The 22,849-nt window shown below is 39.2% G+C and carries 20 protein-coding genes; 5 read left to right on the forward strand and 15 right to left on the reverse strand.

What is annotated here, in order from left to right; all coding sequences use genetic code 11:
* Positions 1-362: 362 nt before the first annotated feature.
* From CC90_RS0112895 to CC90_RS0112905, 3 genes are all read right to left on the reverse strand, one after another.
* Positions 363-1,145, reverse strand: a complete 783-nt coding sequence (locus CC90_RS0112895) for a CPBP family intramembrane glutamic endopeptidase (RefSeq protein WP_242843305.1) — start codon at positions 1,143-1,145, stop codon at positions 363-365.
* Entirely contained in the window at positions 1,142-1,723 is a 582-nt protein-coding gene (locus CC90_RS23210) for a TetR/AcrR family transcriptional regulator (protein WP_051869547.1), read from the reverse strand. Before CC90_RS23210 ends, CC90_RS0112895 begins: the two co-directional genes overlap by 4 nt.
* 368 nt (positions 1,724-2,091) lie before the next feature.
* A complete protein-coding gene (locus CC90_RS0112905; RefSeq protein ID WP_031391182.1) occupies positions 2,092-2,868 on the reverse strand; it encodes an SDR family NAD(P)-dependent oxidoreductase in 777 nt (258 codons plus the stop codon).
* Between the two features lie 272 nt (positions 2,869-3,140).
* Here CC90_RS0112905 and CC90_RS0112910 point away from each other — a divergent pair, with 272 nt between their 5' ends.
* The 3 genes from CC90_RS0112910 (at position 3,141) to CC90_RS0112920 (ending at position 5,560) form a co-directional block, all read left to right on the forward strand.
* Positions 3,141-4,007 (forward strand): MerR family transcriptional regulator, encoded by an 867-nt coding sequence (locus tag CC90_RS0112910; protein WP_031391183.1) that lies wholly within the window; start codon positions 3,141-3,143, stop codon positions 4,005-4,007.
* Between the two features lie 32 nt (positions 4,008-4,039).
* Positions 4,040-4,756, forward strand: a complete 717-nt coding sequence (locus CC90_RS0112915; RefSeq protein ID WP_031391184.1) for a helix-turn-helix domain-containing protein — start codon at positions 4,040-4,042, stop codon at positions 4,754-4,756.
* A 66-nt stretch (positions 4,757-4,822) separates the two neighbouring features.
* Entirely contained in the window at positions 4,823-5,560 is a 738-nt protein-coding gene (locus CC90_RS0112920; RefSeq protein ID WP_330373230.1) for a transglutaminase family protein, read from the forward strand.
* A gap of 267 nt (positions 5,561-5,827) precedes the next feature.
* Here CC90_RS0112920 and pulA read toward each other — a convergent pair whose 3' ends face one another.
* Genes pulA through CC90_RS0112950 form a run of 6 tightly spaced genes read right to left on the reverse strand, consistent with a single transcriptional unit; the run spans position 5,828 to position 14,189 of the window.
* The gene (gene pulA / locus CC90_RS0112925; RefSeq protein WP_051869551.1) at positions 5,828-8,554 is read right to left on the reverse strand and encodes a type I pullulanase; all 2,727 of its coding nucleotides are present in this window, start codon (positions 8,552-8,554) and stop codon (positions 5,828-5,830) included.
* 29 nt (positions 8,555-8,583) lie between these two features.
* A complete protein-coding gene (locus tag CC90_RS0112930) occupies positions 8,584-9,456 on the reverse strand; it encodes a sugar ABC transporter permease (RefSeq protein WP_051869552.1) in 873 nt (290 codons plus the stop codon).
* Between the two features lie 2 nt (positions 9,457-9,458).
* Positions 9,459-10,823, reverse strand: a complete 1,365-nt coding sequence (locus CC90_RS0112935) for a carbohydrate ABC transporter permease (RefSeq protein WP_031391188.1) — start codon at positions 10,821-10,823, stop codon at positions 9,459-9,461.
* A 34-nt stretch (positions 10,824-10,857) separates the two neighbouring features.
* On the reverse strand, positions 10,858-12,261 hold the full coding sequence (locus CC90_RS0112940) for an extracellular solute-binding protein (protein WP_051869554.1): 1,404 nt from the start codon (positions 12,259-12,261) through the stop codon (positions 10,858-10,860).
* 24 nt (positions 12,262-12,285) lie between these two features.
* On the reverse strand, positions 12,286-12,873 hold the full coding sequence (locus CC90_RS0112945; protein WP_031391190.1) for a hypothetical protein: 588 nt from the start codon (positions 12,871-12,873) through the stop codon (positions 12,286-12,288).
* A 20-nt stretch (positions 12,874-12,893) separates the two neighbouring features.
* Complete coding sequence (locus CC90_RS0112950) at positions 12,894-14,189, reverse strand: alpha-amylase family glycosyl hydrolase (RefSeq protein ID WP_031391191.1); 1,296 nt, start codon at positions 14,187-14,189, stop codon at positions 12,894-12,896.
* Between the two features lie 301 nt (positions 14,190-14,490).
* On the opposite strand from CC90_RS0112950, the gene CC90_RS0112955 reads away from it, so the two are divergent.
* The gene (locus CC90_RS0112955) at positions 14,491-15,528 is read left to right on the forward strand and encodes a LacI family DNA-binding transcriptional regulator (RefSeq protein WP_031391192.1); all 1,038 of its coding nucleotides are present in this window, start codon (positions 14,491-14,493) and stop codon (positions 15,526-15,528) included.
* Positions 15,525-16,487, forward strand: a complete 963-nt coding sequence (locus tag CC90_RS0112960) for a LacI family DNA-binding transcriptional regulator (protein ID WP_031391193.1) — start codon at positions 15,525-15,527, stop codon at positions 16,485-16,487. Before CC90_RS0112955 ends, CC90_RS0112960 begins: the two co-directional genes overlap by 4 nt.
* Before the next feature lie 347 nt (positions 16,488-16,834).
* Here the strand turns inward: CC90_RS0112960 and CC90_RS0112965 are convergent, their stop codons facing one another.
* The 6 genes from CC90_RS0112965 to CC90_RS0112990 form a co-directional block, all read right to left on the reverse strand.
* Entirely contained in the window at positions 16,835-17,962 is a 1,128-nt protein-coding gene (locus tag CC90_RS0112965; protein WP_031391194.1) for a DUF6591 domain-containing protein, read from the reverse strand.
* Between the two features lie 73 nt (positions 17,963-18,035).
* The gene (locus CC90_RS0112970) at positions 18,036-19,166 is read right to left on the reverse strand and encodes a DUF6591 domain-containing protein (RefSeq protein ID WP_031391195.1); all 1,131 of its coding nucleotides are present in this window, start codon (positions 19,164-19,166) and stop codon (positions 18,036-18,038) included.
* A gap of 30 nt (positions 19,167-19,196) precedes the next feature.
* The gene (locus CC90_RS0112975; RefSeq protein ID WP_031391196.1) at positions 19,197-19,655 is read right to left on the reverse strand and encodes a hypothetical protein; all 459 of its coding nucleotides are present in this window, start codon (positions 19,653-19,655) and stop codon (positions 19,197-19,199) included.
* Positions 19,656-20,323: 668 nt separating this feature from the next.
* On the reverse strand, positions 20,324-20,695 hold the full coding sequence (locus CC90_RS0112980) for a hypothetical protein (protein WP_132038485.1): 372 nt from the start codon (positions 20,693-20,695) through the stop codon (positions 20,324-20,326).
* 38 nt (positions 20,696-20,733) lie between these two features.
* Positions 20,734-21,789, reverse strand: a complete 1,056-nt coding sequence (locus CC90_RS0112985) for a hypothetical protein (protein WP_031391198.1) — start codon at positions 21,787-21,789, stop codon at positions 20,734-20,736.
* 21 nt (positions 21,790-21,810) lie between these two features.
* Positions 21,811-22,716 carry a hypothetical protein gene (locus CC90_RS0112990; RefSeq protein ID WP_031391199.1) on the reverse strand — a complete coding sequence of 302 codons (906 nt, stop codon included), beginning with the start codon at positions 22,714-22,716 and terminating at the stop codon, positions 21,811-21,813.
* Positions 22,717-22,849: the final 133 nt, after the last annotated feature.

Below are 22,849 nucleotides of genomic sequence, written 5' to 3' on the forward strand. Positions count from 1 at the left end.
CTCAAAGGTGAAAATCTCTTTTTAGAAAACAAGATAAAATGTAGAATACGAGAGTGCTTCGTACACTCTCGCGGGCAAATACTTTAACAGCACAGCTTTTGTTCCGCGCGTAGCAGAGCATATCGTTGCCCAAAGGACAACACGAGTGTCTTCCACTCGTGTTTAATATCATAGGAGGCAATACCTTCATACGTTAAAGCAACAATGTCTTTCCTATAATATAAACAGGGCTGCTGCAAAATGTGGGATCTCTGATTTGCAACAACCCTGTTTAAAAGTACATTGTACTAAATTTGTATTCTGTCAATTTTTAGGCTTTTATAAGTAAGCGGGTGTCAAATACGACCACCGATATACATCTTTTAAGATATAGTCTCTAAATTATCTGACCTTAAATTATCCGTCTCAAGCTTCTTGCACGTTTTCCATATGACAATTGCATAAATTAATAATATACACACTTGTAAAGCCAAGGTGATAATTGCTTTTATACCCCAATCTTCACAGGTTATACTTGCAATATAATCATGAAGTGCATGCCAAATGATTAAAAACCACAGACTTTTTGTAATACTTACTATTTCGGCAAGAACAAAGCCAACCAGAAATGCAAAAATCATTTGTAATATGAGATATACTAAACTTTTACCATTAAGTGCATTCGCTAAGTGCAGCACACCAAATATAATTGATGAAAAAATAATGGCAGTTTTGCTTCCCTTTACAAGCAGAAAATTATATGCAATTCCTCTAAAATATATTTCTTCATTAAATCCTACCGCAATTACAAATAATAAAAGAACAATATATTGTTTTACTGTTATTTCTGCTGAAAATCCTAATAATAATATAGCTATGACTTCTATCAAAACCAGAGGAATGTAATGCATGACCTTCTTTAGTGTATTTCTTTTTTGCAGCCTAAACCCGCATTCTATTAATGATAAACCCGTTTTATTAATTATGAACAGGCTTATAAAAACAGAAAAAATCAAAAAGATAGTAGTTACAATAAGCTGCATTTCTATTTGTAAATTTAAAATTTGTGGTATTGCAGTTCCTAATCCGGTCATAAATGTGCATAAAAATGCCGCACCTATAGCACATATATATGGATGTCTTTTTCTGAATCGTTCTTTCATCATTTCTCTTCCTCTTCAATCTTCAATTTTATCATCAATCCCTTAAATGAATTATTTAATAATCTTCTTGTTTCATCATCACTAAAGCGGCAATTATTTGTCGCATACATTGATGCAATGCCATGTGCTGTAAGCCAAACTCCCGCATACAATTCCTGAGAAAATTGTTTACCTAAGCCGGTCATTTTGCCTATCATTTCTAAAACTTCATCATCACCTTCTGTTGAACCGACAATTTCCAGCATACTTTTATTTTCAAATGCATCTGACATAAATAGCAGCTTAAATAAATTCTTTTCCTTCTTTGCAAATTCAATATATGCTAAGCCTATATTCAAAAATCTGTTATCAGGATCGCTCATAACTTCGTACATTATTTCATTGTATATTTTTTCTGTCTCTTTATAAACTTCATCTTTTAATCCGTCCATTGATTTATATACGCGAAATATTGGATGTACAGAGCATCCGATCATCTCTGCAATTGCACGAGCATTTAAGTTTTCTATGCCCCTTTCTCTAACAATACGAATAGATGTATTTATAATTTGTTCTTGTGTAATTCTTATTTTGGGCGGCAAAGCAATCTCTCCTCTCCAATAAGTAACTCACGTTATGTATCACATGTTACTCTATCATTTTAATTAACCGTTGTCAATAATATTGTTTGGTAGTAGCAATTTCACATAGTACGCCGTAAATAGCTTTGAATAGAAACTCATATACACTGTTATATTTTCATTGACAACTCCGATATGATTATGTTCAATCAAAACTTATGGATATATTTTACCTTAATAACTCATTTTGTAACAGACAGTTTAATATGCTGATTACAGCAAAAATGCGTAAGACAAGACCGACATTTGAGCTTAATTCGGACTGTTCTGATTTTAAATAAAACAACCGGTTTCCTTTCCTTCCGGAAACCGGTTGTTTTTACTTTCTTTTACACTAGGGAGCTGCCGCCGTCCACAATAATAAACTGTCCCTGCACATAGCTGGAAGCATCACTGGAAAGGTAAAGAATCGTGCCGTTTAATTCTCCCCGATTGCCCGGGCGGCCCGTAGGATTAGAATAATTATATCCCTTCAGAAATTCCTCGGACTTAAACAATGTTCCGCTCGTCATCTCGCTTTCAAAAAGTGCCGGCCCAATAGCATTTACCGTGATACCGTATTTTGCATAGGATGCCGCCATACCTCTGGTCAGGCCTACCACTGCCGCTTTAGAAGAATTGTAGGAATGTCTGATAAACAGGTCGGACTTATCCGCAACAACTGCATTGATAGACGCAATGTTGATAATTTTACCATAGTTGTTTTCCTTCATATGGGGAATGACATACTTGCTTACCAGAAAGATTCCCTTTACATTTGTGTCAAAGGACTTATCCCATTCTTCCACCGTCATGCTGTCTACGCCGCCTCGCACCGCTATCCCTGCATTATTCAGCAAAATGTCAATCTGACCGAAGACTTCCAGTATTTTACCGATTGCCGACTTTACACTTTCCTCATCTGTGACATCGCAGGCCTGTGCTATCGCTTTTCTTCCTGTTTTTTCAATTTCAACCCTTACTGTATCCAGCTTTTCCGCTCGCCTTGCAAGCAGCACCACATCTGCTCCCGCTTTTGCGTAGGCGAGTGCGGCATCTGCCCCAAGTCCGGAGCTTGCACCTGTCACTACTGCTACTTTTCCTGTTAAATCAAAATAATTATCCATCTTCCTGCATCCTTTCTTTTTATTCTATATCTAAGTATATTTTACCTGCAATTATATAAAACATCCATCATGAACATTAAATAAGTTTATGATTATGTCGACGCTTTGTTACAGCTTATCTTACATTTCTTGGAAATCTATTTGCTTTAGCTCAAGAAAAATGTATTGACTCCCACGCAACGTGATAGTGTAATATATTATCTAAGAGAAAGGATAAGATATTTATAAGTAAGTTTCTGCATTACTTTTTTAATTTTAAGAGGATGGTAATTATGAAGACGATAAGCCAAGTTGCTGAATTAACGGGAATAAGCATAAGAACTCTGCAATACTATGATGAAATCGGGCTTTTAGAGCCAAGCGAACTGACACCGGCAGGCTATCGCTTATACAGTGATGAGGCATTGCAAAAGTTACAGCAAATTTTACTTTTTAGAGAATTTGATTTTAAACTGAAAGAAATCAAAGAGATTCTGCAAAGGCCGGAGTTCGATAAAATCGAGGCTTTTAAGAAGCAAAAGAAACTGCTCTGTCTAAAGCGAAACCGGATAGACAAGCTGATCGAGCTTCTAAGCAGATTGGAGAAGGGAGAGCAGTATATGAGTTTTAAAGAATTTGACCTAAGTGAATATATTGAGGCCTTGGAACAATTCAAAAGCGAAAAGAAAGATGATATAATTAAGTATTGGGGAAGCATCGAGAACTTCAATCAGTTTATTCAAAAAGTCAAGGACGATGAATCTAATGTATCAAAGCTTGCTATTAAGCAATTCGGCAGCGTGGAAAAATATACGGAAGCCATGAAATACAATTTGGAACATTTCTCAGAATTAATGGAACAGTCAAATGCTATCATCGAAAATAAGGATGATATTATGAAAAAAAGTGATGAATTATACATTAAACTGACTTCTGATATGACCAGAGATATCTCCTCCAGTGAAATCCAGGACATTATTCATGAAATTATTGAATTTTCAAATAAAAATAATTTGGGAATAGATATGGGTGAAGGATTCTGGGATCTGGTAATAGAGGGCTATTCTCATGATACAATCAAGGCAATTAATGACGAAAAGTATGGGACAGGTGCTTCTGATTATATTGCCAGAGCATTACAATACCATTTGCACAAGTAACCGCCGGCCTATGCAGTAGAAGGAGTTCATCCGTGAGTAAAATATATTTTGAAAATGACTATATCGTAGTCATTCCAACTTTTAAAAGCGTTTCTATTCACAAACATAATTTTCTTCATATCTTTTTGCTATCGGAAAAGGAAGGAAATCAGCATTGTTATCGAGTATTAATCGTGGATAGAAACGTCAAGCACCAGATGCCTCCAAGAGAACAGTGCCAGCTATTTCTTTTGATCGATCCTACAAGTCTTTTGGCAGAAAAACTAAAATCCGATTATCTTCCGGGAGCTGAAAGTATATTGTCAGAAAGCATTATGTTAACCCAGGATTATCCTGCTGATGGCTTGCAGCATGAAGTCGTTTCGTTTATAGAAAGCTTACTTCGCGAAATGAATTTGCCGAGGAAAGAAAACGATGGGAAGCACGGTGAGCCGGATGCAAGGGATGAACGTGTGGCAAAGCTTATCGTGGATATCAAGAATTATCGCCATTTGGAAAGCCTGCTGGAAGAAATTGCACGGGAAAATTTTATTTCAATCGGAAGGCTTTCCCATATATTCAAGGAACAAACCGGCAGCTCCTTAAAAGGATATCTAAATATTAAGCAGCTGGAAAAAGCCTATAAATTGGTTCTGGAAGGACACTCTATCGTTTATGCAGCATTAGAGGCCGGGTTCTCCAGTGCGGCGCATCTGGCGGCCATGTGCAAAAAGCAGACCGGAATATCCATTACCGCTGTTTTAAAATAGCAGGTTTTTGAAAGACTTTAGACAAAACAGGGGGTATCATTTTCTCATAATAGATTAAGAGAGGATATGATAATAATGCAAATGGATAGATATTTAATGGAAACCAGGATGCTGGACTTTTCCGATTGCAAGATACAGGCTTTGGTAAATGAGAAAAGATGGGGAGAGTTAGACGAATTTAACCGGATTAAAGCGGTATATAATTATGTAAGGGATGAAATTCTATTCGGGTATAACGTAGATGATGGTATCGCTGCGTCTAAGGTTTTGTCCGATGGGTATGGGCAGTGTAATACGAAGGGAACTCTTTTTATGGCATTGTTGAGAGCAGTTAAAATCCCTTGCAGAGTGCATGGATTTACCATTGACAAGGAACTGCAAAAGGGCGCTATGACGGGATTGATATATAAGAATGCTCCCCGCAATGTGCTGCATAGTTGGGTGGAAGTATTTTACGATAATACCTGGTATGAGCTGGAAGGCTTCATATTGGATAAGGCCTATTTGGATAAATTGCATAAGATAAATAAGGATTGCGAAGGGGCTTTTTGCGGATATGGCGTTGCGGTTAAGGATTTTAAGAATCCTGTAATCGATTGGAATGGTAATAACACTTATATTCAGAGTGAAGGGATCAATCAGGACTTTGGAGTCTATGATAGTCCGGATGAACTGTTTGGGGAGCATCGGCAGGAAATGTCAAGAGTAATGGCTTTTTTGTATCGTAATGTGGGAAGGCATTGGCTGAATAGGAATGTTAGAAATATAAGGAATGTCAGAGATATAAGAAATGTATCTTTGTGATAGAGAATCAAAGGACAGCTAAGATTTTGAGGTTCTTACTTGACGCTAACATTCTTAATTGCCTTTGTTTGTCAGTTAAATGAAACATTGAAAAAGGCAGCGAACATAAAAATAGATAATTACAGTCCTGACAGCATTATAAAGCCAATAAATCAGATACTGTGTTAATTGCAAATATGTTTTAATGTTCTTATACAAATATAAAGAAATCCCAATTCGCATACCGTATTACCCAGGTATATGAATTGGGATTTAATCTCACAATATTTATAACCTTTTCTTCTCTCTGCCCTTTCTCCAGCGCCTTATGTATACAATACCAGCCGCCAATGCCGCTGACGCACCGAATAGCAAAGCCATTATTTTTTCTATTCCAAGGCCCACTTTTCCTGTATACAAAAGAACATACGCGCTTCCGGATTCCACGGTTAGGCGGTCACCTACCGAGTACAGAGTCATGATTCCTGCATTCTTCCCATCCACCAGCACATCCCATCCTCGGTCCGGAAGGGAAAGCTCATATTTCTGTTCATCTCCATTAAAAATAACAAGAAACTTATTATCGGAGTCACTTAAGGTATAAGCCACGACCCTGTCGGGTACATCCTCTATGAAGGACAGATTTTCCCGAACCTCATCACCGGTCTTAAGCCTGAAAAGGGGACATTCCTTTCTAAGCTCTATGAGCCCCTGATAATACCGGAACAAATCTATGCGCTCCGCTTTCTCCGACCAGTTGATTTGATTTATCAAATCCGAAGACTTATAACTATTATGATCCCCATTTTTCGAACGTCCTATTTCCTCTCCTGCCTGGAAAAATGGGATTCCCTGAGAGGTGAGTACTATAGCGGCCGACAGCCTGTTCATGGCCATCAGCTCCTGTTCATCGGCATCGGGTTTTGACGCCGTTAATTTATCCCAAAGGGTATAATTGTCATGGCAGGACACATAGTTTACTGTCTGTGTGGGATGAGCCGCCCAGAAATTGTTACTCGCAGAGACCTTTGAAATATTTACTCCCGGATGATTTACGGCTCCTGCAATCCCAAAACGAATGTCCATAGTACGTTTCGGATTACCGTTAATATATCCCGGCTGGGCAGCCTCAAATACACTCCCTTTGATGCCGTCACGGATATCATCGCTGAAAGCTCCAATCCGCGCATCCATCTGATACGTATTTCTTTTCACCGACTGCATGCTTTCCGGTATTCCGGCAGAACCCGCATCCCAGCCTTCTCCATACATGAGAATATCAGGGTCTATTTCATCCAATGCCTTACGGATTTCATTCATAGTCTCCATATCATGCAGCCCCATAAGATCAAACCGGAAGCCATCTATGTGGTATTCTTTCGCCCAGTAGGTTACGGAGTTAATTATAAACTTACGCATCATCGCACGCTCTGAAGCGGTCTCATTTTCGCAGGCAGATCCATTCAAGAAACCTCCCTGAGGACTCATCCTATGGTAATAACCGGGCATTAATTTATGAAAATTGCTCTCGAAGTTATCGGCAGTATGGTTATAGACCACATCCATAACCACACCTATTCCTTCCTTATGGAGGCCCAGTACCATTTCTTTCATTTCTTTTACCCTTACGCTCCCGTCATACGCATCGGAAGCATAGCTGCCTTCGGGTATATTATAATTCATGGGGTCATATCCCCAGTTAAAAGAATTTCCTGAATTTTTCTCATTAACGCTTTTCTGGTCAAACACCGGAAGAAGCTGGATATGAGTAATGCCCAACTCCTTTATATGATCAAGACCTGTTTTGGTCCCGTCAGATGTTGTAGTTCCCGCCTCGGTAAGACCCCCGAACTTTCCCTTATCCTGAATGCCGGAATCTTCATACGTGGAAAGATCCCTCACATGCAGCTCATAAATTATGGCATCGACGGGGCTTCCGATAAAACGGTAAGCGTCTTCCTGAAATCCCTCAGGATCAGTCCCTTCCATATAAATAATCTGCCCTCTTATTCCGTTTACTCCACAGGCTTTTGCATAAGGGTCTATGGCTTCATATTCCTTTTCTTCTCTCGTTACCTTATATGTATAATACAGACCATTCAAATCACCTTGGATCTCAAGAAACCAGATTCCTTTCTCTCCCCTGCTCATATCATGAGCTGCAGGTTCCTCATTTCCATCTCCTGTTTCATACAACAGAACCTGTGCAGATGCCGCTGTAGGAGCCCAGAGTTTGAAGCACGTCTGTTCCTTCGTATAAGACGCCCCCAGGTCATCACCGTCATATACGTAATCTCTGTTGAATTCCGGCGAGTCATAGATACTGCCCATAGTTACCGCACAAGGCTCCCATCCTTTCTTTTCAATTAATATTTCCTGCCCCAGCTTCACCGGCTCCAGACAGGTAATCATGAATTCGGAAGCATAGCCATTTTCCAGCGTCCCATACAGAGAGTCCTTCCCTCCTTCATTCAGAGCCTCTACTGCTCCAATCGATACCTTCTCTTCTCCATTATACAAAATAAAGTCCGCATCCTCCGTCCGGATTGGAATCTTCACTTTTACATACACACCGGTCAGGCTTTCCAACACCACATCCCCGAAGGAATGTGAGGTATCCTGCTTTGCAAGAGCTACCACCGGTGATCCTTGTCTTAAATAAATGTCAATCACTCCTTTATCATTTGCATCTGCGGTCTTAAACCAGCTATCTTTATGGTCTGCCACTTCTCCGCTTCGAAGAACCTGAAATGGCACTCTGTCCTCAGATGACACATCTGTCAATTCTACTTCAACCTCTGCACTGCCTTGCATCTCCACAAAAGGCACTTCTGTCTCCAGCTTGGGTCCCACCAACAGAGACAGGTTTTGATAATCCTCATCATATCTATAATAATGTACCCGTAATCTATAAGAGTCAACCTCTTCCTGCGCACTGACCGGTATCCCCGCAGCAAGCAGCAGCCATACTCCCCAGACAAATCCGGATATTATCCTTATTGTTCTTTTCCACATATATAATCCTTTCCGACACCGCTGTTTCACTACTCCTTATTCGCTCCTGCAGTAATACCCTGTATCAGGTATTTTTGCAGGCACATATACAGAATGGTGATAGGAACAGCTACCATGACGGCTCCTGCTGCAAACATAGTAAAGTTATTGTTTGTATTTCCATTGATCATTTCAAACAAGCCTACAGCCAGTGTTTTATTTTTATCCGACGAAATCAGCAGTCTGGGAAAAATATAATCCATCCAGGGAGACATAAAGGTAGTAACCGCCAAAAAAGTAATCATAGGCACCGCCAAAGGCATAATGATCTGATAAAAGATACGCAGCCGCGATGCACCGTCCAGCATGGCCGCCTCATCCAGGCTCTGAGGAATTCCATCAAAGTATCCCTTCATAAGCCATGTATTGTAAGGAATCTGCCCTGCAATATAAGTTACTGTCAGTGCACCCAGGTTATCCAGCAAGTTAAAGTTCAGATACAGGATATATATAGCCGTCATGCCCAAAAAGGAAGGAAACATCTGTAGTACCAATATGGTCATCAGTCCTCCCTTTCTTCCCTTGAAACGAAACCGGGAAAAGACGTAAGCTGTCAGCGTGGTAACTACTACAGAAGCCAGCATATTACCAACCGCGATTTTAAGAGTATTTCCATACCATTTCAGAAAGTCGGTCTCTTGAAACAGCGCAATATAGTGATCAAGTGTTGGATTTTTCGGTATTATACTACTGGTCGCCAAAGAAGAAGTATGGTTGAAGGAGGAACCGACAATCCATGTTACCGGCAGAAGCACTATGAGGCTGACCACTACAAGTTCCAGATAGATAAGGGCAGTGGTCATTCTGTTTTTTATCCTTGCTTTTCTATTTTCCAGATCCACATCGTTTTTTCTTTTTCCCATGGCTACATCTCCTTAAATGCTTTCGTCCTGCGGAAGTTAAATATTGCTATACTGCCCACGATAATAAATATAAGTATGGACATCACCGACGCTATGCTGTAAAGCTGCTGGTCCAATGTCAGTTTGTATATCCAGCTGATCAACAAATCCGTATAACCCGCAAACTGGTAAGAGGGATTAATCGGGCCGCCCTCCGTGAAAAAATATATCACACCGAAGTTATTAAAATTGGAAGAGAAACTCATAATCAATAGCGGTGCTGTTGACCGCATAACCAAAGGAAAAGATATATTCCAAAATTCCTGAGAAGAGGTTGCGCCGTCTATCTTTGCCGCCTCATAATACTCCTTGGATATGCCTGTCATAACCCCCGACATAAGAGCCATGAAATAAGGAAAACCCAGCCACAAATTTACCAGCACAAGAACTGCGCGGGCCAGATTAGGATTGCCGGAATCAGTAAGCCAAGCTATCCGGGTCTGTGTAAGTCCAATATCAATAAGGAATTGACTGATAGGTCCGAACTGCCCATTGAACATCGTTTTAAATACGAGCAGAGAGATAAATCCCGGAATCGCCCAGGGCAATATCAATATTCCCCGGAATATTCTCTTTGCCTTTATCCTGTCACTATTTATCAGCACCGCCTGGAAAAAGCCTCCAAAGAAACAAGTTGCCGTTGATAATACTGCCCATACTATCGTCCATGTGAATACTCCCACAAATGTCCTGCTCCAGGCAGAAAGAGTCAGTATGCTCTTAAAGTTATTAAATCCCACCCATCTGACCAGATTGGAAGGAGGCATATTCGCCTTTGTATAATTGGTGAATGCAACCAGAAAGGAAAACAATATGGGCATTAACACCAGAAAAATCAGGAGAAATATGGCTGGAAGCATTACTATGTAATGGAACATGGAAGACCATAGCTTCGTCAGATAATCCCTTGTATCTAGAATCTTACCCGTTTCGTTGTACTCTTTCCTTGTCTTGAAAGCATCCGACACATTCCAGCACAAGACAGCAATAAAGATAAAAAATATCAGAGCAGCAATGATGCCGGATATCATGAGTACTATGGAATGATCCCCTTCTGTAAGCCCCGCCAGAGTCATCTGACGGGGCTTTGTCCCCAGGGTAACCAATCCCCACACGCCTTTTACAAAAAAGCCTCCATTTTCTCTTATTACAAAATCATATGTAAAATAATTTCCCGTAAAAAGTTCCACACCCACAAACAAGCATTGAAACAGAAAGAAAATCAGACCTTTGAAATATTGTTTATTAAGTACCTGCCCTGCTCCCCATATGACGGCCGACATACAGGACGGTATTACCGGATTTATTTTAACCCCCTGGGAACTCATAGATTAACCCACCCTTTCTGAATGTTTCAAGCTCTTATTCTGCCGTGGAACGTAATGTATTGTAGTCCTCCTGGGCCTTTTGTGCCGCAGCTTCCGGCGTCATCACGCCATCCCACACAGAACGCATCATGGTCTCAGCCACTGTCCAGTAGTACTCTGTTTCCTTGATGGCAGGCATAGGTTGTGAAAAAGCGGCCTGCTGCATAACACCCTGCACTCTTTCATCATCTTTCAGTCCCGGAATTTTATTCGCATATTCTTCCTTCAGGGAAGGTATCTTATTCAGCGAGCCGTAAAGGAATTCCGCCATCTCATCCCCGGCCATATACATGGCAAGAGCTCTTGCCGCTGCAGGATACTTAGAATATGCACTAACACATGCAAGCTGAACACCGGAGAAGGTATAAGCCTGATTGCCGTCTACCTTCGGAAGCGGGGCTATTCCGAATTCAAATCCGTTCTCTTCCGCACCTTTTGCCACTTCCTCTATCGCCCAAGGCCCTACTAACAAGAACGGTGTCTCACCTTTTCCAAACTCCACTACTGTAGTATCCCAATTGGTGTCCGCACTGGGAACATCGAATACTTCCTTTAAGGACAGGTGATATTCCAGACCCTTAATCGCTTCCGGCGTAGAAAGATTCAACTTTTCGGGATCATTCCTGTCAGGTCCGAACAACTCGTAGCCAAACGCTGTCAGCACATAATGATTCATATAGGCATTTCCGGTTTCCCAGCGCATGGTCCATTTGTTGTTGCGTTCATCATTGTATACTTTTGCTATTTCCTTGATATCCTCAAAGTCCTCCGGGACATCTGCACTGGCTATGTACCCATCCGCTGCCAGTTGATTCAGCAAAGTTTTATTGTAAAAGAGTGCTGCTGATTCAATCAACAAGGGAGCTCCGTAAATCTGTCCGTCAATATCAACCACTCCAACGGCCGATTCCAGATAACGCTCTCTGATCTGCTCATCATATCTACCGAACATACCGATGATAGAAGAGTTCATCGCTTTTGAAATATTGTCATGAACGAGCATAAATGCATCCGCACCGGTGCCTGCCTCGCCTTCAAGAGCCATTTTATCCGCGGCATCTCCGGTACTCACTACCATTACTTCCAGATTTACACCGGGATATTTCTCCATGAATCCTGTCTGCAATGCCTCTGCAAACCCATCATTATCCACCCAGGCTTTCAATGTAGCCGTGCCATTCAGCACTTCCTCTTCCAACTCGTACATCTGCGTTTGCGTATTCCAGAAAATACCTCCGTCATCAATAAGACCGGATGCATCCGCTTCCCCGCTTCCCGACGATGATGCACCGCCCTGTTCTGTGCTTCCTCCCGTAGACATCGTGCCAGTTCTGCCGCCGCACCCTGCCAGTGTCCCCACCATAGCGGCAATTAGTAAAAATGCAGTAAACTTTTTCATAGATTTTTCCTTTCTTTTTTTGTTTTATGATGATATCCTGCTTCTATCCGCAGCCTTCTTTGCAGATTCAGCAAGTATTATCCGTTCTTCCTCTAATCCTCCACGGACAAATTCTTCCGTAAGGCGGTTCTGCTTGCGCATAAATATAAATAACGCAAAAAGTACTGAACCGAAGTTATATACAAGATATACGAAAGCAACCGATAGTACGGCGCCGATTGCAGAGGCCAAAATCGCCGGTACGGTAGCCGCATACGATATGAACCGGAAAAATTGTCCATAGGAAAATCTGCATACAGCCCCATAATTGAGCATCATGGCCATACCGCTCACCATAGCCGTAAAAATCAGATTAAGCACAATAGTCAGAGGATATATGAGAATGCCTAAAGCTGCGGACAACATCTGATATCCCTCCCGGGTCAATCCCGGAAATGCCAATGCTACAGCATCTGCATCCAGCCGGTGCATCTCCAGAGACAGGGAGAATGCTAATATCATCCCTACAAACACGCATTGTAATATTCCCGCTCCGTTTCCTACTGTCCTTGCTTCAAAAATTCCTGAAAACAGGAATCTCCTTTTCAAAAAAGCTCTTATTTTATCTTCCATAAACACCTCTGTGTAAAATATTACATTGATTGCCGGTGATATCTGATTACCAAAGGTTCTCCGGTCATTGTGATTTCCCCATTTCTTATTGGTATCTCCAGATCAGTCAACTCATCCTTATATATGCCTTCCGGCAGGTTCGTGATTATGCATTCCGCCTTATATCCCACATTCGCGATGATAAGTATTCCCTCTGTCTTTTTTTCATACCTCATCAGTATGGTTCCCGCTTCCTCCTGCGCAGTTGCACTGAATCGTCCTTCTCTGAACAGGTCATCTCTCTTTATCCGGGACAGTTTCTGAATCAGACTGCTCAAGTCATTGTCACCCTCCCAATTCAGCACATCCTTGTCGAATAATCCGGGGGCATGCTTCATCATCCTCTCCTGCCCAGCGTAAATAAGGGCTGTTCCTTTCAAAAGGCAGGAAAACACCATCCAATTCACAAGCTTGCGTTTATCTGAAATCATATCGGCAGCTCTGGGATTATCATGATTTTCCAGAAAACGCAGCTTACAGTAATCCTCAGGGTACATGCTCTCCTGCTGCCCGATAGCACTCAGATATGTATTTAACGTTATTTCCCCTTTCAAGCACCTTTCCCAAGCCGAACGGATGTCATAATCATAGGTAATGTCAAAGGCTTGATATATCTCACAATCGGAGTGCCCTATAAACCCTTGTTCTCTGTTCTCTATGATAAAACCCGGATGCACTGTCTCCGCAAGCCATATACATCCCGGGCGTACTTCCTCCACGGCCCTTCTTGCTTCGTTCCAGAATTCAACGGGAACAAGAGATGCCACATCACAGCGGAATCCATCCACCATTTCTGCCCAAAACTTCAGTGTGTCTATCTGGTACTGCCACAACTCTCTGTTCTTATAATCGAGATCAATCACATCGGTCCAGTCACTGGTCTTATTCCCGAATCCACCCTCCGATTTTTTATAAAACCATTCCGGATGCTCCTTTACCAGCACATTGTCAGGTGAAGTATGATTGTATACTATGTCCAAAATACATTTCATTCCGAACTTATGTATCTTTCCCACGAGAGAAAGGAAATCCTCCATTGTTCCGTATTCAGGGTTAATTCCTCTGTAATCTTGTATCGCATAAGGACTTCCTAAAGTTCCCTTCCTGCTCACTCTGCCTATAGGGTATATGGGCATTAGCCAGATGATGTCCGTTCCAAGATTTCTGATTCTTTCAAGGTCCTTTTCCAACCCGCGGAAAGTCCCTTCGTTTGTATGATTGCGGACGAATACGGAATATATCATACTATTTCTTAATCTCTTGCTGTCTCTTTCCATTTTTAACCGCCTTTTGTTGGTAATTTATTAGGTTTTTCGTTTTCCCATTGTGATTATATGTTTATTGCACATAAAAGTCAATACTTATTATTATAATTAGTGTATTTTTCCTATATATTATTTCCTTCAGGCTTGATTTATCGCATTTATGGCTTCATATCTTCTTTAGCTTATTATTTACTACTTAGGTAAACAAATAGGTAAACAAATCGACAAAATGCCGCTAATCGCCTTGACTATTGCAAATGTATTTTATATCATTAGGTTAACGCATTTACTACTATCAGAAAGGACACTCCTTATGACCATTCGGGAAATTGCCAAATTAGCCAATGTGAGCCCGGCTACTGTTTCTAATGTGATAAACGGCAAGGCTGGAAAAGTATCCAAGGAAAATGTACAGAAAATACTTTCGATTATAGAAGATACCAACTATGGAAAAGAAAAAAAGGCTGGAATTTCCGGCAACCGTATCAATACCAAAATTATTGCAGGAGTGGTGCTCAACTATAGTAAAGAAAATTTTCTGGAGGATCCTTTTCACTCTCAATTTTTTGGAGAGGTCATCCGTGTAATACAAGAAGCCGGTTATTATCTCATGCTTTTATCCGTAGAGGATTATGATCAGGCCATAAAAATACTCAAATACTGGCAGGTGGACGGAGCCATTATCGTAGGTGCCCCTGATTCCACCGTCCACAAGTTCAACAACCAGATACAAATCCCAATTGTGTTTACCGACAGCTATTCCACTTCGGGAAACATCAATAAAGTCGGTACCGACGATTACGGCGGCGGACGTCTGGCGGCCCGCCATCTGCTTGATCTGGGCCACAAAAATGTAGCCGTGCTCTCCTATTGGTACTCCTATAGCAAAGCCGGCGCTATTAGTGAACGTATTAAAGGATTTTCAGAGGAATTTGAAAAAGAGAATATCAGATTATTAAGCAAAAATATGTTTCTGGTAGCGGATGAAAGAGATTCCGCTTTCCGAAATGCGGCGGAAGAGATGAAAGAAAGGCTGAAGGAAATCAGTGCTTTGTTCTGCACCAGTGACCGCCTGGCCGTCCATATGATGAATCGCCTGTTGGAATTGGATATTCGTATCCCCGAAGATATATCCATCATCGGTTTTGACGACTCCATTATATGTGCACACTCATCTCCCGGCCTCACCACGATACGACAGGATATCCCCAATAAGGCAAGGACTTCCGCGCAGTTGCTTTTAAGCCAGATCGGCCGAGAAGGTGTAGCTTCCGAAAGCGCCATGCTTCCTGTTTCCCTCGTCCGCCGCGAGACCACTTCCGAATCGAAGCACAAAAGGAGCCTTCCATGATTACCATAAAAGACATTGCCAAAGAGGCGGGAGTAAGCCCCACCACGGTTTCCAGAGTTATCAATCATGTACCTAACAAAGTATCCGATGAAAAGAGGAAACAGATACAGGCTTTAATTGAAAAATATGATTTTGTTCCTAATCCTTCCGCCCGAAGCCTCATAGTGAACGAGTCGAGAATCATTGCCATTTTGCAGAGGGAACCGGACAGCTTATTTCATAGCAGGATGCGCTTGTATATGCTGAAGGAGTTAATCGGACTTATTCAGGAGAAAGGGTATCTGCCTGCTGTATACAATATAGATGGCAGTAATGATATGGACATGCTGGAGAAATTCAATGTGGATGGCGCTATCCTTCTGGGGGACTTTGATAACATAGCAGAAGAGCTCACCATGCAGGATTATCCGGTGGTCTTCACCGATTCGTATTCTTCCCTCAGGTTGTGCTCTAATGTGGGGGTGGATGACTACAAGGCCGGTATGCTTGCTGCTGAATATATGCTTGGAAAAAAGTGCTGCCGGTTTGTCTTCCTGGAGAATGAGGCATATAGCGCTGCTCAGCAGGATCGGCAATTGGAAGGTTTTTGTGATGTTATATCCAGAACTTATGATTTGTCGGCTATTTGCAGGCTTTCTTTAGAGGGGCTTCGGCAATCGGCAGGAAAATTAGATGCTGAAACCGGAGTATTTGCGCATTCAATTAATGATGCTTTTATATGCACTACCGGTATTTGTCCTGATTCTATGCTGATTTGTTTTGATGCTGCTGATTCGGGGGCAGCTATGCCGTTTCCTATGATTGTGCAGGATATAACGAAGAAGGCAGTTGCGGCTACCGATATATTGTGGAAGCAGATACATCAATCCAGTGGGATTATGCAAAGGTTAATTATGGATGTGACTGTTAGTGGGAGTGAGGATTATGGGGTGGGATTAATTGATTGTGCTCCTTGGTAGGGGGCTAGTTGTGGGAGGACTATGTGCGGATTGAGGATGAATTTTGAAAAATACTAATTTTTCTCTTGGCGTGATAGGGAATCGGTGGACTTTCCTACAAATACCAGTTCCAAATGCATGGAATGATGATGTTCCTTGATATACTCTGCTCTCATTTGTCCACATCTGCCTACTGTCGTATATGAAAACTAAAAATACACTAATTCTCAACAATCATTCCTATCTATTTAGCATCTCATCTTTGTTTAGGTTTAATTTAACCTTTCGCTCTATGTACGATATGTTTCATGCACGGCTGTTGGAAACCGCCAAACTGGCACTCGCATCAAAAACTATCATTCTGGAAACTACGGAACATACACAAGAATCTCTATAACATCGCTTACATTATACTCAATAATAATTCTCACCCCGTTTATATTTTCAGAACTGAAATGGTCTTCAGTTTTAAGCATATCCTCCGAAAATCCTGCTTCTATACAAGCATTAACATACTTATTAAATTCGGTAATTGAAGTTTCCGCAACAGTTATTCTAAAGCTGTCTTCCTTTTCAGTATTAATAATACCTAATTTAGAAACTGGTTCTGGCAGCAACGCAGATAATCCTAGCCCAGACCATATAAATTCGTAAAATTCTTCATACCCTACAATTGATATCTCCATTTCTTTCAAATGAGGAAAGAATCTTATTGTTAATTCAGCACCGCTCTCATTATAAGCATTATACTCAATATGCTCGTATTCAGTTCTGGATGCTTTTAATGAAAACCCTTTTTCTATACATTCCTCTACATAATCATCATATTCATTTTCTTTGACCTTGCTAATCATCATGCAAAACTTGTCTACAGTATCGCTTTCAATTTCCCCATAGTCAGATTGTGGCTTAGGCAGCATAGCGGATAGATTATTATTGGGCCAAACATACATATCATAACTTCTATGCACTACACCTATAAACATAAAAAAAGGAATTACCAGAATGATTGCTAGCATTGTTGATAGTGAATGTAAATGAATCTCTGCGCCCTTAATTAGCCGCATCCTCATAAGCCAGGCCACAAAGAGCAACAGGGTTTGGCATCCCATAAAAATGGCTGATATTAAATATTTTTCTTGATAGACATCTATCGCCGCAAAAAGTGAAACTATTGTAAGCATGGCAACGATTACTGTTAATGGGCTTTTTCGGATTTTGCCAAGTTTTTTCTCCGTTTTCTCTTGATTCAGTAACTGCAGATTAGCCAGTTCAATCTCTTGATCGGCTTGTATCTTCTCACTTGCAATGTCTTTAAAAGTTTTATTTCTAATGCGTTCAATGACGGTTTCGTCGCTTTCGACCAGTAACTTTGACGTACCACAAAACGGGCAATTGGCGATATCATTTTCTTTATCAACCTCCATGTGTGCACCACAATTAACACATTTTAGCATTATGGAATCCGCATAATCTTTATCTATCGCATCGCTCATTTTTAATCATCCTTCAAAACACCCATATTGGGCAGACTTACTTTGTTACTTTATCAATCCTTCGGCACTAGTATCATTCCAGAAGCTGTGGAATATATACAAGAATTTCCATGATATCATTTACATTATATTCAATCTCAATTTTCACCCCGTCTAAATTTTTGGAATAGAAGTCGTGTTCGCTTTTAAACATATCCTCTGTGAATCCTGCCTCTATACAAGCATTAACATACTTATTAAATTCGGTAATTGAAGTTTCTGCAACCGTTATCCTAAAACGGTCTTCCGTTTCATTATTAATAACGCCTAATTTAGAAACCGGTTCTGGCAGTAGCGCAGATAATCCTCGTCCAGGCCATATATATTCATAAAATTCTTTATGTGCTGCAATTGATATATCCATTTCTTTTAAGCGAGGAGATAAACTTATGTTTAATTCAGCACCACTCTCATTATAAGCAATATACGATGATTCAGTTCTGAAATTATTTAATGAAAACCCTTTTTCTATACATTCCTCTACATAAGCATTATAGTCCTTTTCTTTAACTCTGCCAATCATCATGTTAAACTCGTCTGCTGTATCTCTTTTAATTTCCCCATAGTTAGATTGTGGCTTAGGCAACATAGCGGATAGATTATTATCGGGCCAAACATACGTATCATAACTTATATGCTCTACACCTATAAACATAAAAAAAGGAATTATCAGAAGTATTGCCAGCATTGAGGATAGTGAATGTAAATGCATCCCTGCACCCTTAATTACCCTCATCCTCATAAGCCAGGCCACAAAGAACAACAGGGTTTGACACCCCATAAAAATGGCTGATATTAAATATTTTTGCTGATAGGCAACGATAGCTGCAAAAAACGAAGCTATCGTAATTATGGCAATGATTACAGTTAATGGGCTTTTTCGGATTTTGCCAAGTTTTTTTTCTATTTTTTCTTGATTCAGTAGCTGTAGTTTAGTCAGTTCCAGCTCTTTATTGGCTTGTATCTTCTCACTTGCAACATCTTTAAAAGTTTTGCTTCTAATACGTTCAATAACCACTTCATCGCTTTCTATAAGCAACTTTGATGTACCACAAAACGGACACTTGGCGGTATCATTTTCTTTATCAACCTCTAGATGCCCACCGCAGTTAGTACATTTTAGAACTATGGTACCCGCATAATTTTTATCTATTACTTCGCTCATTTTTAATCCACTCTCAAATTCAATATGTATTTATATTAATTTATCCGGCTTGCCCTCAGCAATTTCGTAATCGCCAGGCGTTTCCCCATAATGGATAGTGTAATCCTTGTTTGCTTCTAACGACACCTTCATCATAGAAACTTTATTTTTCTTGTACTCAGCAGTTTTAGTATAGGACTCATCTGCGTGCTGGTGAACAAGTGTCAAAGTATGTTCTCCTGGCAGTATATATGTAAGGCTCGAGCTTGATTTGATACTCGGAGTATACGTCATAGCTTTTTCACTGTCCACTTTTGTTAGCCTAACATCATAATACTGTTCGCCAACTATAAATATCGTTGCGACATTTGGATTTTCTTGCTTAAAAGTTTCGACTTTTTTCTTAGAAGCGTTACTGCTAAGTTTTATAATAAGTATTAACAGCCCGATAAATGCTCCTGCTCCTATTATTCCAATAACCGCATACGACGGATTTTGCCACCAATCCATATTATTTTTCCTCCTGTTTATTTATTGAGCAAACGTTTAGCATCTATTTCTAATATATTTTTATAGAATAAGGATTAAAAATTGGAGTAGTGTAACGCTTGCCAAAATCAGCCGCCATTTTTCGCACCAGCAACTGCCGAATGGCTATAACAACGTAAATATTATATCATGTGCTGTAAGTTGTTTCAATAAATCATTGGAAAATACGATGAAGGAGTGAAGGAAATACTCATAAAGAATATTTTAGAAGAATTATATCACGGCAAAATCTGACTGGATACAATGCTATAAAATTAGGAATACTGCGTTTCTCTGTTCCATGTCCTACCTTCGAAGTGCAAATAATTCGAAACGAAAAAAATTTGAATTGCAAAAAATCAAATTATATATTAACTCCAATACAGGTATCAAAAGGGTATCACCCCCAATACAAACGCCCCAGAAATGGCTTAAATCCACTATTTTTGGGGCTTACTCTATCATTCAAACTCAATAGTTAGTACTATATGTTGTGTTTTATATTTTCTTTTCTTACTATATTTTGTATTTTTATTCTGTATATTCCATCATTTCCAAGGATTTTTGAAGAATTTTGCTGACAAAATGACGACATGATGTCTCAATTCTACTTCGCATTTATTTCGCACCAAAAGTGCGACGTATTATATTTATACAAGTAATATTTCATCAAAATCACCTGATAAATTAACATTTAAACTATACGACAAAAATTCATCTTCATCTGTATTTTCTTGTGTAAATGTTTGTTTTGTCGGTCCTTCTAATAAAAACTCATCTGCATCTGAATTCTCAACAGTTTCCGTTACTCCTGTCGGTCCGGAACATATAAATTCATCTGCATCTGTTGTTTCTATAGTTTTTGTAATATTAGTAGGTTCTAGCAAAAACTCGTCTGGATCCGAATTCTCCTGACTTCTGGTTTCTTGCGTAACACCAATCATCGAAAATTCATCTGCGTCAGTTGTTTCTACTGTACTTGTTTCATATGTAGTTTTGCCCAAATCAACTATTGTATTCATTTTGCATAACTCTCCATATGTACTCAATATGTGCTTTTTCATCTTACCTCAACCACCTTCATCATCGATTTATCTATCTCTTTATCAGTTAAAACTTCAATGTCCAAATCCTTATATTTATCAAGTTCTTCTATCTCTGTAGGTACTTCATCATCATTTAATAAAACAATGATATGTGTACACTCTTTTTTCTCTATCTCATAAACCATACTTTGCCAATCGATAGCACTATCGCTATATGGTACAGAAATTTCGTTTTTGTTTACTGTAATAACAATGCTTTCTGATTCAGATAAAACTTTGTTTGACTCATCATTAATTTGTATTGTAGCTCCAAAAGAAATACCAATTGTCAGTATCAGGAGCAATATTACCCACTCCTGTAAATTTAATACAATGCTCACAAATAATTGCGCCTTATATTTCACTTGTTGCCAATCATATTGATACTGAACAACAATTTCCGAACTTCTTTTTTCACTACTTCTCAAATCAGCAAAACTACTCTTATTGATACCACGTACTTTTATTGTTCTGAAAATGAATATGCATACATTAAGTAATGCATATATAGCGATACAAACCATGATTTGTAAAATTACAGATATCTCTTTTAAAGTTGCAAAATCTATTATTGCCAACACAATCGGTATAACTGTTAATATTATTGTAGCATAAATGTTTATTTTATCAACACTTGAACTTATTCGCTGCTCTTCATGTTCAATATGATAAAGTAGTTTTTCTTTTTCGATTTCCAAATCTTCATCTGTTATTTCTGCTATATGGTTCCTAAACCGTTCTTGTATTTCGGCAATTTTTTCATTTTTCAAAAGATTCCCTTCAATATCAGTTAAATGCAACAGCTTTATCACAGAAAATCTTTCTTCTTTTATATCATACGATAAAATATATACTATCCTATCTCCCAGCATAATATTTAGAACACTAATTCGCAGATGGGCTTGTCTCATTTCTTCTATTTCTAATGTTGCAAAATTATCATCATTACTTAAACTCATAATAGGACAATGCGACCAAATCCATAGAATAAAATTTAATGCTATCTTCATCAAGCTTTTCACTATTTCCATTTATACTCTCCTATTTATTTGCTAGTCAATTAAATATTTAAATATACATTCAGAAATTGGAATATCTAATATTTTCTCCAACCATAACCATTGACCATTTGGATTAACTTCCAAAAATATCCATTCATCGCTTTTATTAACTATAAAATCAAAGGCTCCAAATTTCAATTCGAAATCCTTCATTAATTTTTTGCACCAAATGATTACATTTTCTGGGCACTTTACAATCGAATACTTCAATCCACTGTAATTTTTTCTCCAGTCCAGCTTGTCTTCTGAATCAAGTCTCACCGCAAATATATTACCATTAATATAAGTCAATCTGATCTCATACTGTTTTTCCTCATAGTTTTGAATATACAACGGTGTCAATCTAATATCTTCTGATAAATCATCAAAATAATTTGTTTGATACATTTCTATCCCATCACGAACTTTTAATTTTCCCGTTGTTAATGGTTTGATAATTGACTTTCCTTCTATGTATTTTAAAGTATCTTCTCCGCTGTTTCCAATATACGATTCAGGAATTGAAATACCATTTCGGATCGTATATAGTAACTGGAATGTCTTATTTTCTGTTTTTCTTAGTATTGCTGGGCTTGTCAGCACTTTCCCCTCAAAATCATCTGCGATTCCATTAATTAATGAAATAATATCTTTTGCTATCATTCCATGATACTCTTTTTCATATTCCGACAAATCTGGTAAAATGGGTTTTCTATAGTATATGCTATATAAACCTGTCTTTTCAATTTTCCAATCTCCACAGGCTATTGTCCACTGTTTTTTTCCACCAATATTTATTTTATATTTAAATAGCTCATCCACATTCAGTCTATAAAATAATGCATCATTATGGTATTTCTTTATCACATAATCAACCGTAACATCCATTGAGCTAGTTATAACCAAAATTGCTCTCATATTCCCCCTATCTATTCCACTACACTTATAAGAAAGAGAATTATTTTTCTATTTTTTGTCATACAATATGCTCTCTTTCGTTATAAACCAAAAGCAAGATTCAATTGGTTGAATTATTGGTTGAATTTCAACC

The organism is Kineothrix alysoides (assembly GCF_000732725.1).
GTDB lineage: Bacteria > Bacillota > Clostridia > Lachnospirales > Lachnospiraceae > Kineothrix > Kineothrix alysoides.

Excerpts from the sequence above, each read along its gene's own strand:
- CC90_RS0112905 (WP_031391182.1), bottom strand. The coding sequence starts at position 2,868 with ATGGATAATTATTTTGATTTAACAGGAAAAGTAGCAGTAGTGACAGGT.
- CC90_RS0112975 (WP_031391196.1), bottom strand. The coding sequence starts at position 19,655 with ATGGATTGGTGGCAAAATCCGTCGTATGCGGTTATTGGAATAATAGGA.
- CC90_RS0112895 (WP_242843305.1), bottom strand. The coding sequence starts at position 1,145 with ATGATGAAAGAACGATTCAGAAAAAGACATCCATATATATGTGCTATA.
- pulA (WP_051869551.1), bottom strand. The coding sequence starts at position 8,554 with ATGTGGAAAAGAACAATAAGGATAATATCCGGATTTGTCTGGGGAGTA.
- CC90_RS0112980 (WP_132038485.1), bottom strand. The coding sequence starts at position 20,695 with ATGAATACAATAGTTGATTTGGGCAAAACTACATATGAAACAAGTACA.
- CC90_RS0112935 (WP_031391188.1), bottom strand. The coding sequence starts at position 10,823 with ATGAGTTCCCAGGGGGTTAAAATAAATCCGGTAATACCGTCCTGTATG.
- CC90_RS0112920 (WP_330373230.1), top strand. The coding sequence starts at position 4,823 with ATGATAATAATGCAAATGGATAGATATTTAATGGAAACCAGGATGCTG.
- CC90_RS0112955 (WP_031391192.1), top strand. The coding sequence starts at position 14,491 with ATGACCATTCGGGAAATTGCCAAATTAGCCAATGTGAGCCCGGCTACT.
- CC90_RS0112960 (WP_031391193.1), top strand. The coding sequence starts at position 15,525 with ATGATTACCATAAAAGACATTGCCAAAGAGGCGGGAGTAAGCCCCACC.
- CC90_RS0112945 (WP_031391190.1), bottom strand. The coding sequence starts at position 12,873 with ATGGAAGATAAAATAAGAGCTTTTTTGAAAAGGAGATTCCTGTTTTCA.
- CC90_RS0112970 (WP_031391195.1), bottom strand. The coding sequence starts at position 19,166 with ATGAGCGAAGTAATAGATAAAAATTATGCGGGTACCATAGTTCTAAAA.
- CC90_RS0112930 (WP_051869552.1), bottom strand. The coding sequence starts at position 9,456 with ATGGGAAAAAGAAAAAACGATGTGGATCTGGAAAATAGAAAAGCAAGG.
- CC90_RS0112990 (WP_031391199.1), bottom strand. The coding sequence starts at position 22,716 with ATGAGAGCAATTTTGGTTATAACTAGCTCAATGGATGTTACGGTTGAT.
- CC90_RS0112940 (WP_051869554.1), bottom strand. The coding sequence starts at position 12,261 with ATGAAAAAGTTTACTGCATTTTTACTAATTGCCGCTATGGTGGGGACA.
- CC90_RS0112910 (WP_031391183.1), top strand. The coding sequence starts at position 3,141 with ATGAAGACGATAAGCCAAGTTGCTGAATTAACGGGAATAAGCATAAGA.
- CC90_RS0112965 (WP_031391194.1), bottom strand. The coding sequence starts at position 17,962 with ATGAGCGATGCGATAGATAAAGATTATGCGGATTCCATAATGCTAAAA.
- CC90_RS0112950 (WP_031391191.1), bottom strand. The coding sequence starts at position 14,189 with ATGGAAAGAGACAGCAAGAGATTAAGAAATAGTATGATATATTCCGTA.
- CC90_RS0112985 (WP_031391198.1), bottom strand. The coding sequence starts at position 21,789 with ATGGAAATAGTGAAAAGCTTGATGAAGATAGCATTAAATTTTATTCTA.